The sequence below is a fragment of the Mesorhizobium sp. M0077 genome, assembly GCF_040322955.1.
In the GTDB taxonomy this organism is placed as follows: Bacteria; Pseudomonadota; Alphaproteobacteria; order Rhizobiales; family Rhizobiaceae; genus Mesorhizobium.
In genome coordinates this window covers 46531-61612 of sequence record NZ_JAMYUL010000019.1, presented here as the reverse complement: position 1 = coordinate 61612, position 15082 = coordinate 46531, and the positions used below count along the sequence as shown (strand labels likewise).

Genomic DNA, 15082 nt, shown 5'->3' with positions numbered 1-15082 from the left:
CGATCTTCACCGGATGGTACGACTATGGGAACGACCGACCAGGTCAACCTGCACGACTCCAAGACTGTTTCGTGAGTGGTCAATCTGCGAATTCACTGACGCCATCCTGTTTCGGGAAGATCGTCTGGCTCTGCCGTTCGTATGACGCGGTCAGGAAGCTCAAGGGCAGCAAGCACATGAGCTCGTCGACACCGGCTGGCGGGGGCAGCTCACCCCAACCTGATCTGCCGACATCCATTGTAAGGGCCCAAGCCCCCTTACTTCAGGCGTCGTTGCTTTAATTTCGGTTTGTCAAGCTCATATGGGCGATCGCCACACCAGCGCGTGAGCACGGCCACGACCATCACTGTTGAAATCCTTACGCAGTCCCCGTCGTCTTGCCAATGTGTTGGCTGGCCTAACGGTTCTGGGTGCGGATTGCCCCGATGCCTCGCCAAAGGTTTCGAGAAGACTGTCGAATCCCTGCGATCGTTTGCGATCCCTCAGTTCATGTGCCTCACTCAATACGGAATAAGCCTCATGGGGTCCGAAATGGGTTCCTAGTCGGCGTCGCAATCTGAAGCCTTCAATTCGGACTGCTTCAAGAAAAGACTTTTTCCAACCGTGGCAGAAAACAGAAGCACTTATCAGAGTCTATTTGATACACCTCCTGCACCCAAAGCATACTCTTGGAGACGTTTAAATATGCCCGCCGCACAATTGGAAACCACTACTGGTGAGTCGTTCCCGCAGAGGGGCACGATACGCCAGGAGATTGAGCGAGAATTAGAGCAGCTGCGCACGCAAGATGCGGACCCTCGTTCGACGTTCCCAGATCGTTGGCTCAATGACCGCGGACTACTGCTTGATGACGGCACCATCGAAGTTGCCAAAGCCGCTCATCTCGCCTTTTTTACAAAGGGCAACAACCACCCAACCGTTGTAAAATTCGAACGCGATTTGATACAAATGGCCCTTAGTCTGTTCCACGCTGGAAAGGACGCAACCGGGGCTGTGACCAGTGGCGGATCTGAGAGCCTCTTTCTTGCTACTGCCGCTGCTCTAGCGTATGCCAAAGGAAGACTGCCTCACATCGTCAAGCCTGAAATCGTTATCCCTCAGACGGGCTATCCCACATTCGAAAAATATGAGCGGTATTTCGGATATTCGATCCGTCGCGTTCCAGTAGACGCAAATTTCCGCGCAAACGTCTCGGCAATGTCCGAAGCTGTTAGCGAAAACACAGTGATGATGCTCGCGTCAATGCCATCCTGGTCGCATGGCGTCTGTGACCCAGTTCGCGAGTTAGCGGAAATTACCAGCAAACACAGTATTTGGCTGCATGTGGACGCTTGCGTTGGCGGCTTTTTGGCGCCTTTTGTGCGCGAGCTCGGACGAAACCTTCCCGACTTCGATTTTCGAATCCCTGGCGTAAGTTCAATCTCGGCGGATTTTCATAAGTACGGCTATAGTGGTAAGGGGGTTTCGGGTGTGTTCTATAAAAGTAAGGTTGCCCGTCATCATCCCTTCATCTTCGACACGTGGGCAGCAGGGCTTTATCGCTCACCGGTTCTCACTGGGACACGTAACGGGGGCGCAATCGCTTCGGCTTGGGCGGTCATGCGTTATCTGGGGCGGGACGGATACCTCGCCCGTGCAGCTCAAATCCTCAAGCTGAGAGATGCGATATTGACCTTGGTTGGACGATGCCCTGGGTTGAAGATAGTCGGCGGGGCTGAGCTCAACGTGGTCGTAATAAGCAGCGACTACTGCGACATATTCTCGATCGCGACCAAGATGCAGAACTACGGATGGAAAATAAACTTATTGAAGGAGCCGGAGGCAATACAGCTTGTGCTTGGGCCACTGCGAGATGAGTATATTACATTGCTAGTTAACGATCTTGAGAAATCCGTGGAATTTGCAAGGCGCGAGGGCTTTAGAGCTCCTCCTCCCAATGTGGTCTATTCAGACGAATTCTTCGACTGAGCCGGTATTTATCTTGGTTTTGCAGTTGCATTTCACGAATGGCGAAACCGCAATTTGGCACTTGAACGGCCAGCCACTGGTCGGTCTGGCGGCGTCCTCGCCGCAGGTGGATGTGGGGCGTCTTCTGAGACGTGGGGCGGGCCTGAAAGGTTGCTAGAGAATCGTTTCGGCAACTGCCCGTTCCTTGAGCAACCACAGTAACCCAATAGAGCGCAAGTTTTGTCTTAGGTACGGCGGCTCTTGGAACCGCACCGATACGGGGAACCCAATGTCACTTTCTGAAACAGTTCTGGCAAAATTGAAGGACAAGTCGTTGGTGACGGACAAAGCTCTTGTAGGGGCTCGGTGGATGGCGGCAGGTTCAAAGGGCCTCACGTTTGAAGTCACCAATCCCTCAACCGGCAAAGTCCTCGCAACGCTTCCAGATCTTGGCGAAGTGGAGATTAGGTCGGCCATCGACGCTGCACATGTCGCCCAAAAAAGCTGGGCAAAGAAGACGGGCAAGGAGCGCGCCGCAGTCCTGCGAAAGCTTTATGACCTATTGGTCTCGAATGTCGATGATCTTGCCACCATCCTCACTTTGGAGATGGGAAAACCATGGCCGGAGGCGAAGGCAGAGATCCTTTATGGTGCGTCCTACGTCGAGTGGTTCGGTGAGGAAGCAAAGCGAGTTTACGGCGACACCATTCCAGGTCATCAGCCGGACAAGCGCATCATCGTGATTAAGCAGCCCATCGGTGTTGTTGGGGCCATCACGCCGTGGAACTTTCCGAATGCCATGCTTGCCCGCAAGATGGCCCCGGCAATCGCTGCCGGTTGTAGCATGGTATCAAAACCTGCGGCTCAGACGCCATTATCCGCGCTCGCTCTGGCTCTCCTTGCCGAACGCGCCGGTCTGCCACCCGGTGTTTTTTCAGTGCTCACCACGACCGACGCGGCGATGGTCGGTCAGGAATTCTGCGGAAATGAGAAAATCCGGAAGCTCACGTTCACAGGCTCGACCAATGTCGGAAAAAAGCTGATGCGGCAAGGCTCAGAACAGATCCTAAAGCTCGGCCTCGAACTTGGGGGTAACGCGCCGTTCATTGTCTTCGATGACGCAGATCTCGACGCTGCCGTAGACGGCGCAATGATTTCCAAATACCGCAATGCTGGGCAAACCTGCGTCTGCGCCAATCGGCTCTATATTCAGGAGGGCGTCTATGATGCCTTTGCTGCCAAGCTTGTCAAGCGCGTTCGCCAGATGAAAGTCGGCGACGGCTTTGCCGAAGGGGTCACGATAGGCCCTCTGATCGACCACAATGCGCTGAAGAAGGTACAGGAGCACGTCACAGACGCGGTCGCTAAGGGGGCTACGGTGGAGGCCGGTGGCAAGCCTGCCAGCCAAGGCGGCCTGTTTTTTCAGCCCACTATCTTGACCGGGGCAACAGGGGATATGCGCCTCTCAAGGGAAGAGACGTTCGGCCCTATCGCACCGTTGTTCAAGTTTTCAACCGAAGAGCACGTCATTGAAATGGCGAACAAAACCGAGTTTGGCTTGGCTTCGTACTTCTATTCCAAGGATGTTTCGCAGATCTTCCGGGTAGCGGAGGCTCTTGAATACGGCATGGTCGGTATCAACACTGGGCTGATCTCCACGGAAGTTGCGCCTTTTGGCGGCATCAAGCTATCTGGACTCGGCCGCGAAGGTTCAAAATACGGTATCGATGACTATACAGAGATGAAATATTTGTGCCTGAGCGTGTGATCCGGCTGGGCTCCGAACGAGCGCTTCGACCAGGCGGTCCGCGACGGCGGCGACGGCCCGGCGGATTGCCGTTTCTGTTGAACGACACCGGGCCAAGGCAGGCCGGAGTGTAGCGGAGCTCGGGCAATGTAGCACTGAACGACAGGAGCATCTTGATCAGCACGAGCTTGGACCGCCAAGACTCAGACTTGCGCAGGCGGAGGTGTCGAGGGAATCGCTGGACCCGGAACGGCAAATGCCTCAAGAGATTCCCGTTAGGTTGGAGGTGGAGGATGCCTCAAGTGCGGCGCCGTTTTGTCTGGGAGATCGACTGGAACCTCCTGAGAACATTCACCGTCATCGTGCAAGAAGGAAGCCTTACCGCTGCCGGAGACAAGCTGTCGCTGTCGCAGCCCACGATCAGCAACGCGCTGCGCCGGCTTGAGGAGCATATGGCCTGCCGCATGATCGACAGAAGCTCGAACTACTTTATGATCACTCCGGCGGGAGAGACGCTCTACAACGAGTGTATGGCAATGCTCGCTATCGTCGCCGGGCTGCCGGAACTCCTGGAGAAGGATCAGAACCGCATCTCCGGCCACGTCGACATGGCTTTCGCCAGTCATGTGGAATGCCCCTTCCTCGATACCTTCCTTGCCGACTTCCACAAGATCCATCCGCGCATCACATTTTCCACCACGGTTACGTCCAGCAGGTCCGCCGCTGAAGCCGTGCTCAACAATGAAGCCGCACTCGGCATTTTCCTCGCGCAGGAAAAGCTGGACAATTTGGAATACGCCCTGCTTTATCGCCAGCATTTCGGCTTCTTCTGCGGACCAAGCCACCCACTCTTCCAACGACGGATTTCCGGCTTCGATGAGATGATGAAGCTCGATTACGTTTCCTTCAAAACCGATGAGCTTTCAGGAGCTCTGGCGCCCGTCGCCGAATTGCGCAAGCAAGAGCAGCTTTGTGGGAAAATTGTGGGACAGTTCACCAATGTCGAAGAGGTGAAGCGCCTGATCAAGGCGGGGTTTGGTTTCGGTCCCCTGCCGATTCACGTAGTTGCTCCAGATGTGGAAGCCGGGCAGCTCTGGCAAATTCCGCCATACAGGAACCCGCCCTCTGTCGACGTCTATCTCGTGACGAAGCGCACGGCCAGGCGCACCCGCGCCCAATCCACCTTTCTCGCGGCACTTTCGGCGGCAATCGACGCCACCCCCCTTGAGAGTCGTACATACCCACAACCCGCGGGCCTTACACAAGCCGGCTGAATTGCTCGCGGCGCAGCTCGAGCGTCTTTTCGCAATCGAACTCGGCACAGCTCGATGGCCGCATACTGCTGCGAGTGCACTATGCGAAGTCGCTGCCGGAAGGCAGCGACTTGCAGATCGGGGACATCGCTGCCGAAGCGACTTCGAAAGCATTTCAGCCGTGTGTTCCGCCAGCAGACCGGCATCACGCCAACCAATCTCAAGCGTCCGAACACAACCGGCGGCAGCTGGGCAATGAAGCCCGGCCGCGTAGCGCCTCCTCAGCCGCACCCGAGCCGACTCTCAGGCGACTCCCGTCACTAAATGCGTTGTCCGTCTCGTCTAGCTGGACGCAGCCCTGGGATCGAATCCGAGCTCGATCGCGCCGCCTTCGCACAGCACGCGACTTGATGGGCGCGTTGGCGCTGATGCTGGTTGCCGCCGACGTCGATTTCGTAGATCGTACTGCTGCCCAGATACGGCCGAGACGACGGCCGGACGAAGGTTGGCGCTCACGGCTGTTGTCCGGCCGTATCCGCTCACTATCACGGCGAGCATATTGGGCCTTTCGGAAAAAGTCGGCGACGCAGACCCAAAATACTCCATGGGATTGCGTCCCGATCAGCAAAGCCTGACCCTTAATATAGACCGATGGGTGTGGTACAACGAGGAGCCTCCTCACCAGGGATGCTGGCGTGGCAGCAGGACGCCGATGCAGACTTCTTTTGACTCCGTGTAGGTGTGGAGGAGAAAGTGATCCCGCCTGGTTCTTAAGAACCCGAGCACGCCGTCATACGTGCCGCCGCTCGGCTGCGTGTCCGAGATGGGAGCCGACATAGACCGGCATCGCATTCGGATCAGTGGCGAACCGGTCATCAACATCTTGTCGTGAGCCCGGCCTAGGAATTAGTCCGGCATTTGATGGAGCGGATTTACGATGAACTGTTGGAGTTTGTCAGCCCATGCTTTGCAGGTGAACTCGTAGGGCTGAGCCCCTTGAGGGTCTTGAGCCTCGGGCGAAGTTGTAGGCAGCGACGAAGTCGGCGAGATGGGTGCGGAGTTGGTCGTGGCTCTCGTAGTAGAAGCGCTTTGATCCCATAGCGCTTGGCCAGCGCTCTCAGGGTCTCTTGATGGGGTGGACGGCGCCCGCAACGGCATCGTCCTTCATGAGAGGCGTGCCAAGATGGCTGCTGTCGAACATTCATCCGAAGGAGCACCGTCCATGGACAAGACTACCATCGATCTGAGCGCTGTCGCTACCGTTGGCCTTGATCTGGCCAAGCACGTCTTCAAGGTTCACGCGGTCGATGTCGCAGGCCGCGTCGTCACGACCCGAGCGCATCGGCGCAAGGATGTTCTGACATTCTTCGAAGCCCTACCATGCTGCCTCATTGGCCTGGAAGCGTGTGGCTCAGCCCATCACTGGGCTCGCGAACTGACGAAGTTCGGCCATGACGTGCGGTTGATGCCGCCAGCCTATGTGAAGGCTTACGTGCCTCGTCGGAAGAACGACGCTGCCGATGCAGCAGCCATCTGCGAGGCGGTGACGCGCCCTTCCATGCGTTTTGTGCCGGTGCGATCGATCGAGAACCAGGCGGGCCTCATGCATCACAAGGTGCGCGAACTTCTGGTGGCTCAGCGCACGCAACTGCTCAATGCTCTTCGCAGTCATCTCGCCGAAATCGGGATCATCGCCGCGCAAGGACCGAACAACGCACGCGCTTTGGCTAAGGGCAACGACATGATCCCGGCAGCCGTGAGTTCGGCATTGTTGCCTTTGGTGCACCAATTGACGGCACTCGATGACGTGATCAGGCAGAGCGATCAGGCAATTATGGCCCTCGCTAAAGCTGATGAAACGGCACGCCGCCTGATGACCGTTCCTGGCATCGGTCCCGTCACTGCCTCCGCCCTTGTGGCGAGTGTCCAGGATATCTCCGCCTTCTCGGGCCCGCGCGAATTCGCTGCCTTTTTAGGGCTCACGCCAAGGCAGAACTCCTCCGGCGGAAAGGACGGCTGGGACGCGTCTCCAAAAACCGATATTTGCGCAAGCTTGCTCGTGGTCGGCGCGCACGCCGTTCTCTTCCATCGCAGACGCAGCAGTGATGCGTTGAGAAGCTGGGCAGATCGCCTCTTGGAGGCCAAACCCTTCAAGCTTGTCGCCGTGGCAACGGCCAACAAGCTCGCCCGTATCGTCTTCGCACTCATGCGCGACGTGACACACTATGCCGGCACACATGCCGGCACACCGGCGTAACGACAGCATCGGCTAAGGCCGGGACCGGAATCGAGGGTGACAATGACGTGATGGGAACAGACGAGAATAGATCCTGAAAGCTTGCAGCATAGTCGGAGCTTCGAGCTCGCTCTCTTGATCAGGCCAAAGGGTCAGCGGATACCATCAGGGCCAGCGGTCACAAGACCGCAACAACAGGCCGGAGACATGACCGCACCCGCGACTATCCCATCGCCAAAAACAAACCCTTGATCTGCGGGCCCGTCCAGACATGACTATGCTGTATCGCTCGACGGAGTGCCTCTGTCATCGTGGCGCTCCCATGGAGAATGTGGCCCAGAGCGCATCCATTGTTTCGAACGACAATGGTGCCCCATCAAAGCCTGGGAACTAAAGCGTGTCGCGATTAATTGGCCTCATACCCGGCAGCTTTGAAGAAGTTTCTGCATTCGGTTGGCTCGAACAGGTGGCAGATATCGCCGAGAGCCTCGCAGAGGGCATCGAAGGTTCTGGCCGCCTTCTTTCGCAGCCGCGCCTTGAGTTTTGAGTAGGCCATTTCGATCGGATTGAGATCGGGCGAGTATGGCGGCAGGAACAGGAGCCAGGCGCCCCTTTGGCGAACCAGTTGTGCGGCGCGCTCGCTCTTGTGGAAGCCGACATTGTCGAGAATGACGACATCGCCGGGCGACAGTTGGGGAGCGAGCTGCGTTTCGACGTAGCGTTCGAAGATGGCGCCATTCATCGGCGCGTTGACGATCCATGGCGCGACAAGACCGTGGCATCGCAGCCCGGCGATGAAGGTCTGCGTCTGCCATTTGCCGAATGGCGCATGTGTTCTGAAGCGCTCGCCCTTCGGCGCCCAGCCGGTGCGTTTGGTCAGCTTGGTGTTGGTCGACGTCTCATCGATGAAGACCAGCCGCGGCAAAGCCTTGTTGAAGAAGCGCTTTCGCCGCCCGGTCCACAGCTCACGCGCCTGGCGCACGTCGGCCCGCTGCTGCTCGCTGGCCAGTAGAGTTTTTTTTATGACTGAGCCCCAGGCGATGGAGCAGGCGTCCGACATTGGAGCGGTGCACGCTCGCACCACGCCCCTCCAGCTCAAGGCAAAGCTCATCCAGCGTCAGTTCGCCGATCTCGGCCAACCGCAAGCGGACGAACTCGGCATGCCGCTCAAGCTTGCCGCCACCCACGTGGCCCTGCCGGCGCGCTTCAAGTGAACCGGTCTGCCTGCGCAGGTTGATCAGATTGTTCACAAAGCGAGGCGAAACGCGGAAATGGCGCGCTGCCTCGCGGTGACCATGTCCCTCATCAACATACGCAACAACACGCCGACGCAACTCAAGCGGTAGCGGCTTGCCCATCGCGGTCTCCTTTCAACCGCAATGAATCACGAACTCAAATCAATGGGAATCCTGAATCCCTTAAATCGCGACACGCTTTAGTGGCACCACGACCTTGAACAGCTCGCAGCCTCTCTATCTGAATTAGCGATCTCTGCCGACTGCCGTCGGCAATGCCGGAGCCGACCTTGGCCATCTCCATCAGGCAGTCCCAGAAACGGGGCGGATTCTGGCCAAGGACGGCCATTCAAATCCCCTCTCACTTCGACAACCGGTCGACCGAGGATCCCCGGGGCCGCGTGACCGGGTCGGAAGCGACGACCATGCAGGTTGATTTAGCTGTTGCGACCAGTTTCCCGTCCGCCTGCCATAGTTTGCCTTCCGCCACCATGATGCGCGACCCAGAATGGACCATTGTTGCATGGGCAAGAAGCACGCTGTCGTCGATGCGCACCGGCCGGAGAAAATTCACGTTCAGGTCGATTGTCACACAAGCTTCGCCGGGCGCGCACATCGTGTCGCAGACCCACGCCGTCGACGTGTCAAGGACGGTCGCGATTACTCCCCCGCCCATAAAGCCGTGCGGGTTTGTGTGACCGTCCATGGGGAGTAGATGAATCCTGACCGATCCCACCTCGGCCGACACGACCTGGAGCCCAAGCGATGCATAAAGTTTTGGCAATGGTTCCAGACCATCCCGGATAGCGAGGAGTCGCTCTAAAGCTGCGGGGTTCATTGGGCAATCTGAAGCCGCCGTCGCGCTTCGGATGGCGTGGCGGCCCCTATCTGCAACTCGGAAACTGTGCGGGTGATCTTCTCCACCTGCTTCGGGTTGCTTTCAGTCAGTAGCCTCCGTGCGAGGCAAGGGCTGTCCTCGAACCAAACGCGCGCATTGCCCCGAGGATTTGCCGCCATCGTGCAATGAGGCATCTGGCGTCTGCCCGCAGGCAAGGCCGAACATTCGATATAATCCCCAAACAGCCTCGTGGCTGGCTGCTTCAGGAAAGAAAGGTTGTCAGCGTCCGCTCCGATCCTCCCAGGGATCCCTATGACGAACTGGACAAAAGGCTTGCTCTTAACTAGGCCCCGGTCCAGAAGATGCCCCAACTTGTAGAGATGCCCCAGGTCATAGCTTTCGAACTCGAAGAGCGTGCCAAAACGCTCCGCCAGTTCGCCAATGATCCTCTCCATATCGGCAAAGGTATTCCGGAAAAATCCGCTCCTGCTGCCCTCAAGGAACGACTTCTCCCACGAGTGTTTCCATCCTCGCTCTTTTGATGCCATCGGGTGCAGCGCGAAATTTACGGCCAACATTGAGGGGACAAAGTTCAGGCGGGAGCCGGATCGGAGCCTCAAGTCTCTCCTCAACCGACATTTGCTCGCTACCACCCGTCGTGACGCTAAGCAGAGCGTCGCAACCGTGGCGAATATGTCCCACCACGCGTTCAAACCGTTCCGCGTCGGAGCTCGGGCGACCCGTTGGGGCTCACGGACGTAAAGGTGAATGACCGCCGTGCAGGCATCAGTCGCCGCGACCGCCGGCGAAACGATGTCGTCTGCGCTGATTGGCAGATAGGGGAACATCGACGGCGTGTGGATCGACCCTATAATCGCAGAGCTAACCATGGTACTGCGTGGAGACATCAGGCGGCTCCAATGTCAGAAAGCGCCTCTCGCACCGACTTGCCTAGTTTGTCGGCGATTTCGCTCAACTCCGCGTCTGTCGCATTATACCTGGGGGATATGATGATTGTGTCGCCTGCGACGCCATCGACGTTGCCTCCTGACGGATAGCAGATTAGGCCATTTTGCAGGGCTCGTCGCCGCACCCTTAGAAAGGCCTGGCTGCTGGGGTCGAACGGAGCCTTGGTGGCAGGATCGGCAACAAGTTCGATGCCGACGAAGTAGCCCCGCCCCCGAATATCGCCGACGGATGAGATCCCGTCGAGCGCATTGCGTAGCAGGGAAACCAGCCTTGGTCCGTTGGCCGAGACGTGTTCCACAAGCCGCTCACGCTCGATGATCCTCTGAACCGCCAGGCCGGCGGCGCAAGCAGTCGTGTGACCCGTGAAAGTATGGCCGGTCTGCGGTCCTCCACACATCGATCTGAGGACATCGCCGACTTTGCGGCTGTAGACGGCAGCTCCCAGCGGGATGTATCCGGCTGCCAACCCCTTGGCAATCGGCATGATGTCTGGAACCACGCTGTCATGCTCTAGCGCGCGGAAGGTGCCGCAGCGCCCGCTGCCGCACATGACCTCGTCTGCAATCAGGAGCACGCCGTGATGGTCGCATATGTCGCGGATGCGAGCCGCATATCCTGGTGGCGCGGGCACGACGCCACCGGCTGCACCTACGACGGGCTCAAAGACAAAGGCGGCTACGTTCTCGGGACCGATCTCCCGAATGGCATGATCCAGTTCGGCCGCGCAATATGCGGCAACATCCTCCGCGCACACGCCAGACGGCGGCCGATAGGTGTTCGCCGGAGACAGGAAGCAGGAGGGCAGCAAGGCACCTTCGTAGGCGTCGCGGCGCTCTTTGAACCCAGAAATGGAAAGCGCGCCAAGCGTGTTGCCATGCCACGACCGTTGCCGAGAGATGAAACGACGCCGGCTCTTTTCTCCGCGGCCGGTATGATACTGAAGCGCCAGCTTCATCGAGGACTCCACGGCCTCGGATCCGCCAGATACGAACACCATAGCATCGAGTTCGCCACCACACTTGGCGGCGACGAGTGCGGTCAGTTCTTCGAGCGGATCGCTGGTGAATGTATACCGGTATCCATGCATCACGCGCTTGAGCTGATCATGAATGACCGCGATGACCTCCTCATTGCCGTAGCCGATGCTGTAAACGGCAGGCCCCCCCGAACCATCGATGTACTGCTTGCCGTCGATGTCGAAGACATAGCTTCCCTGGCCATGGGACACCTTTGGCAATGCGCCCGCGGCAACCGTTGTTGAAAGCTTTGCAGCCGTCGCGGCATTAGGCATCACAAACCTCTTCTTAGCGGCATGGTTAGACAATGTGTCGAGATGGGCAGCTCAAGATGAGAGGCGAGATCTTCGATAGCGCCCCATTCGCCGCGTCGTTCCGGTCGGGCCATCTGTGCGATCAGCATGCCCCACGGAGTCATGATCCCGCTATCGCGGGCGAACGTCTGCATCGGCAAATATTCATCGGGCTCGAGGAAGTGGCATGTCACCCCCTCTGCCTCGAGCGCCGCGACCAGTTCCTGGTGTTGGGAAATGGCGGCGTCGTGCGGTCAGGGAAAAGCTCAAGGACGCTCGTCGCGAGGGTCTGGGATCGCCCGAGCGGTTCGCACAGGTCGGGGCGGTCTCGTTGAAGAGCACCGCCTCGCGCCCATCGCAAGCGCCCCTTGCAACATCCGTCCCGCCTCGTGCCGATTGCGAGAAGAGGGGTGATCGTCTGCTCCAGGCCGTCGAGTTCACAGTACAGCAGGTGGTTAGCGTGGGCTCGCGGCGAGGCAACCCGAACGACGCAGCTGAGGCCGGCGCGTCTACAGAGCCGAGCCGACCCGTCTTCGCCTCTTCGCAACCCTTGACCGCGCCGGCGGAAATCCCTGCGGCAATTGGTATGGTCTGCGAGATTTTCATCAGATTGTCTATTCCCCGACGCCCTGCTTGTTGAAAGCGCTTGGCTGCAACACGTTAGAAACAATGTTCGCCGACCCACGGCTTGGAATCAAATAGAATAGCTCGATGAAGGCTATAAGTCTGCTGAATGCGGAGCCGGGGGGCATTTCTGTAGACCTGACGCGCGAGTGCTGTTTGCTGCAGGCCGATCATGCGGTCGCAGCCGACGCCGGATTCCGATAGTCCTCATTCATTCTCAGCATCGCCCAGATTGCCCGCGCCATCTTGTTCGCTAGGGCGATCGCCACGAGCATTCGCGGCTTTCTCGCCAGCATATGCGCCAGCCAAGATCCCTTGGAGATCGACTTGCGCCCTAGCCAGTTCAGCCGTGACATCGCCCCGATGATGAGCAACTTGCGAATGTCGGCTTGTCCTTCCTTCGAAACCCGCCCGAGCCTCTCCTTGCCCGCGGAGGAATGTTGCCGCGGGACCAAGCCGAGCCAGGCTGCGAAGTCACGGCCCCGTTTGAAGCTTGCCATATCGGGTACGAAAGCCTCGATCGCCAGCGCCGTCAGCGGGCCGACTCCCGGCATTGTCTGCAACCGTCGCGCCGTACCGGTCTGTGCCGCCAGCTTCTTGATCTGACCCGTCTTAGCCTCGATCCGTTCAGTCTTCTGGGCAAGCTGGTCGATGAGGTCCCGACACTCTTCGCGGACCAGCTCGGGCAGACCGCTGTTCGACTCTTCGAGGATTGCCTCAATGCGTTTGAGGTGACCAATCCCTTGCGGGACGATATGGCCGTATTCATAGAGAACCGCTCGTAATGCGTTCACCAGCTCGGTGCGCTGATGGACAAGGCGTTTGCGGGCCCGAAACAGCACCGCCTTGGCCTGTTGCTCTTCCGATTTTGGTTCGACAAATCGCATCTCCGGGCGCTGTGCGGCGATTACTATCGCCTCGGCATCGGCCGCATCGTTCTTCTGGCGCTTTACGAAAGGCTTGACGTTTTGTGGTGCGATCAGTTTTACCTCATGGCCTAGCCTGACCATCTCCCGCGCCCAATAATGGGCACTGCCACAGGCTTCCATCACAACCACGGTCGATGGGTGTCCCGCCATAAACATCCGAAATTCAGGCCGCGACAGCTTCTTTCGAAACTTCAGATGCCCCTTCATTGACGCGCCGTGGAGCTGGAGCACATTTGCCAGATCCACCCCAATCATCGTATCCTTCAATTTGCCGTCCTCCCGTTTGGATGAAGCGCTCGGCCTTGCCATTATCCGGTATGTGATCTTTGGTGCCTATTCGTCCTGCTGTTCTTCTTTGGGAATGGCCTTATGGTGAGCCATCCGGGACGTGGGGCACCGGGAGCACGAAAGTGCGGGCAGGCCGTCTTTAGACCGTGGGCTGAGAGCCCGAACTCGTTACATGGCCGCCCCTCGCGACTTTCCCGGATGCGCTGCGAGCGCGGATCAGTAAGTGTCGTGTTGCCCGCCAGCTCCCGTCTTTCACCGAGCCAGGAAGGAGGGAATAGGCATGCGCATCATCGGACTGGATATCCATCGCGCCTTCGCCGAGGCGGTGGCATGGGAGGATGGCAGGCTCAGGCGGCTGGGTCGTGTCGACATGCGGCGCGATCTGCTGGATGCCTTCGCCGCAAAGCTGTCGTTGGATGATGTCGTCGTGATCGAGGCGACGGGCAACGCGTCCTCGGCCGCCGCGGTTGTCGCGCCGCATGTGAAGAAAGTGGTGATCGCAAACCCCAAACAGGTGCGCATCATCGCCTATGCCAAGATCAAGACGGACACGATCGATGCCGGCGTTCTGGCGCAGCTCTATGCCAGCGGCTTCCTGCCGGAAGTCTGGATTCCGGACGAACCGACGCAGGCACTGCGCCGGCAGGTGACGCGGCGCAATCAGATCGTCCGGCAAAGATCACGCTTGAAGAATGTCATCCGGTCGATCCTTCATAGCCACCTCATCCCGTCCTGCCCGCATGCCGACCTGTGTGGCGCCAAGGGCCGGTCGTGGTTGCGCGAGCAGATCGTGCCGGAAGACGAGCGCCTCGCGATCGACCGGCATCTGCGCGAGTTCGACCGATTGGGCGAAGACCTCCAGGTCATCGAGCGCGATCTTGCCCGCTCGGCCCTCCAGGATGAAGCTGTAAAGCGGTTAATGACCATTTCCGGCGTCGATATGACCGTCGCGCTGGCGATGAAGACGGCAATCGGCGACGTGTCGCGCTTCGATGAGCCGCAGAAGCTTGTGAGCTATCTTGGCCTGAACCCAAGCGTCAGGCAATCCGGGCCAGGTCCGGCATACCATGGACGGATCACCAAGCAGGGTCGCGGCCATGCCCGCGGCATGCTCGTTGAAGCGGCTTGGGCGGCGGCGCGTGCGCCGGGGCCGCTGCGGGCCTTCTTCCTGCGGGTTCGTGCCCGGCGCGGCCAGCATGTCGCGGCCGTCGCAACCGCACGCAAACTCTCTGTCGTAATCTGGCATCTGTTGACGAAGGACGAGAGTTACGCCTGGGCTCGGCCTTCCCTGCATGCCAAGAAGCTGCGCGATGTGGAACTCAAGGCCGGGAGCAAGGCTGTGCGCGGCCAAAAGGGAGCCGCGCACGCCTACAACATCAAGAGCCGCCGGGAAGAGGAGAGGCGCTGGGTGGAACAGGCCGAGGGCGCTTACGCGCGCTTTGTCTCCGGCTGGAGCCGACGGGGTCCGAAGAAGGCGCGCACGGATGCCGCAAATGAGGTACGACGATAGAGGCTTCGCGGCAGGACTCTCACCTCGGATCCTGCTCTTCGCCACGCGGTCATCCATGCGCGACAAGAGAATAGCGCAGATTTATCAAAAAGGCTCTTGTCGATCACATCAGTGGTCTTGGGCGTATAGGGCCTTGTCCTGACGTGCTTGAGACCGAGATCACGGCAGGCCCTGGCGAAGGCCTCTCACTCGGCGCC

Annotated in this window: 12 protein-coding genes and 1 pseudogene; 5 read left to right on the top strand and 8 right to left on the bottom strand. The window is 58.8% G+C overall.

Going from position 1 to position 15082, the window contains the following annotated elements:
• Positions 1–684: 684 nt before the first annotated feature.
• The 3 genes from NKJ57_RS27270 to NKJ57_RS27260 all read left to right on the top strand — a co-directional run bounded on the left by NKJ57_RS27270 (position 685) and on the right by NKJ57_RS27260 (position 4968).
• Positions 685–1968 (top strand): pyridoxal phosphate-dependent decarboxylase family protein, encoded by a 1284-nt coding sequence (locus tag NKJ57_RS27270; RefSeq protein ID WP_352513394.1) that lies wholly within the window; start codon positions 685–687, stop codon positions 1966–1968.
• 268 nt (positions 1969–2236) lie between these two features.
• On the top strand, positions 2237–3715 hold the full coding sequence (locus tag NKJ57_RS27265) for an NAD-dependent succinate-semialdehyde dehydrogenase (protein WP_352513392.1): 1479 nt from the start codon (positions 2237–2239) through the stop codon (positions 3713–3715).
• A 272-nt stretch (positions 3716–3987) separates the two neighbouring features.
• Positions 3988–4968, top strand: coding sequence for a LysR family transcriptional regulator (locus NKJ57_RS27260; RefSeq protein WP_352513390.1), 981 nt, complete (start codon positions 3988–3990; stop codon positions 4966–4968).
• Between the two features lie 885 nt (positions 4969–5853).
• On the opposite strand, the pseudogene NKJ57_RS27255 reads toward NKJ57_RS27260, so the two are convergent.
• A pseudogene (locus tag NKJ57_RS27255) lies at positions 5854–6037 on the bottom strand (IS481 family transposase); the annotation flags it as partial.
• Between the two features lie 153 nt (positions 6038–6190).
• Here NKJ57_RS27255 and NKJ57_RS27250 point away from each other — a divergent pair.
• Positions 6191–7204 carry an IS110 family RNA-guided transposase gene (locus tag NKJ57_RS27250; RefSeq protein WP_352513446.1) on the top strand — a complete coding sequence of 338 codons (1014 nt, stop codon included), beginning with the start codon at positions 6191–6193 and terminating at the stop codon, positions 7202–7204.
• A 385-nt stretch (positions 7205–7589) separates the two neighbouring features.
• Here NKJ57_RS27250 and NKJ57_RS27245 read toward each other — a convergent pair.
• The 7 genes from NKJ57_RS27245 to NKJ57_RS27215 all read right to left on the bottom strand — a co-directional run bounded on the left by NKJ57_RS27245 (position 7590) and on the right by NKJ57_RS27215 (position 13342).
• A protein-coding gene (locus tag NKJ57_RS27245) for an IS630 family transposase (protein WP_352513388.1) occupies positions 7590–8541 on the bottom strand; the annotation gives its coding sequence in 2 pieces (ribosomal slippage) (positions 7590–8204 and positions 8206–8541; 951 coding nt in all).
• A 238-nt stretch (positions 8542–8779) separates the two neighbouring features.
• Positions 8780–9256 (bottom strand): PaaI family thioesterase, encoded by a 477-nt coding sequence (locus NKJ57_RS27240; RefSeq protein WP_352513386.1) that lies wholly within the window; start codon positions 9254–9256, stop codon positions 8780–8782.
• The gene (locus NKJ57_RS27235) at positions 9253–9834 is read right to left on the bottom strand and encodes a beta-keto acid cleavage family enzyme (protein WP_352513450.1); all 582 of its coding nucleotides are present in this window, start codon (positions 9832–9834) and stop codon (positions 9253–9255) included. The genes NKJ57_RS27240 and NKJ57_RS27235 overlap by 4 nt, the downstream gene beginning before the upstream one ends.
• Positions 9752–9958, bottom strand: coding sequence for a 3-keto-5-aminohexanoate cleavage protein (locus tag NKJ57_RS27230; protein WP_352513444.1), 207 nt, complete (start codon positions 9956–9958; stop codon positions 9752–9754). Before NKJ57_RS27230 ends, NKJ57_RS27235 begins: the two co-directional genes overlap by 83 nt.
• 205 nt (positions 9959–10163) lie before the next feature.
• Positions 10164–11516, bottom strand: a complete 1353-nt coding sequence (locus tag NKJ57_RS27225; RefSeq protein WP_352513384.1) for an aspartate aminotransferase family protein — start codon at positions 11514–11516, stop codon at positions 10164–10166.
• Positions 11516–11773: a hypothetical protein gene (locus tag NKJ57_RS27220; protein ID WP_352513442.1), complete on the bottom strand. Its 258-nt coding sequence runs from the start codon at positions 11771–11773 to the stop codon at positions 11516–11518. The genes NKJ57_RS27225 and NKJ57_RS27220 overlap by 1 nt, the downstream gene beginning before the upstream one ends.
• Before the next feature lie 555 nt (positions 11774–12328).
• Positions 12329–13342, bottom strand: coding sequence for an IS110 family RNA-guided transposase (locus NKJ57_RS27215; protein WP_352513440.1), 1014 nt, complete (start codon positions 13340–13342; stop codon positions 12329–12331).
• Positions 13343–13655: 313 nt separating this feature from the next.
• On the opposite strand from NKJ57_RS27215, the gene NKJ57_RS27210 reads away from it, so the two are divergent.
• Complete coding sequence (locus NKJ57_RS27210; protein WP_352513382.1) at positions 13656–14885, top strand: IS110 family RNA-guided transposase; 1230 nt, start codon at positions 13656–13658, stop codon at positions 14883–14885.
• Positions 14886–15082: the final 197 nt, after the last annotated feature.

Coding starts and splice junctions, on each gene's coding strand:
- NKJ57_RS27270 (WP_352513394.1), top strand. CDS start 685: ATGCCCGCCGCACAATTGGAAACCACTACTGGTGAGTCGTTCCCGCAG.
- NKJ57_RS27265 (WP_352513392.1), top strand. CDS start 2,237: ATGTCACTTTCTGAAACAGTTCTGGCAAAATTGAAGGACAAGTCGTTG.
- NKJ57_RS27260 (WP_352513390.1), top strand. CDS start 3,988: ATGCCTCAAGTGCGGCGCCGTTTTGTCTGGGAGATCGACTGGAACCTC.
- NKJ57_RS27240 (WP_352513386.1), bottom strand. CDS start 9,256: ATGAACCCCGCAGCTTTAGAGCGACTCCTCGCTATCCGGGATGGTCTG.
- NKJ57_RS27235 (WP_352513450.1), bottom strand. CDS start 9,834: ATGTTGGCCGTAAATTTCGCGCTGCACCCGATGGCATCAAAAGAGCGA.
- NKJ57_RS27225 (WP_352513384.1), bottom strand. CDS start 11,516: ATGCCTAATGCCGCGACGGCTGCAAAGCTTTCAACAACGGTTGCCGCG.
- NKJ57_RS27215 (WP_352513440.1), bottom strand. CDS start 13,342: ATGATTGGGGTGGATCTGGCAAATGTGCTCCAGCTCCACGGCGCGTCA.
- NKJ57_RS27210 (WP_352513382.1), top strand. CDS start 13,656: ATGCGCATCATCGGACTGGATATCCATCGCGCCTTCGCCGAGGCGGTG.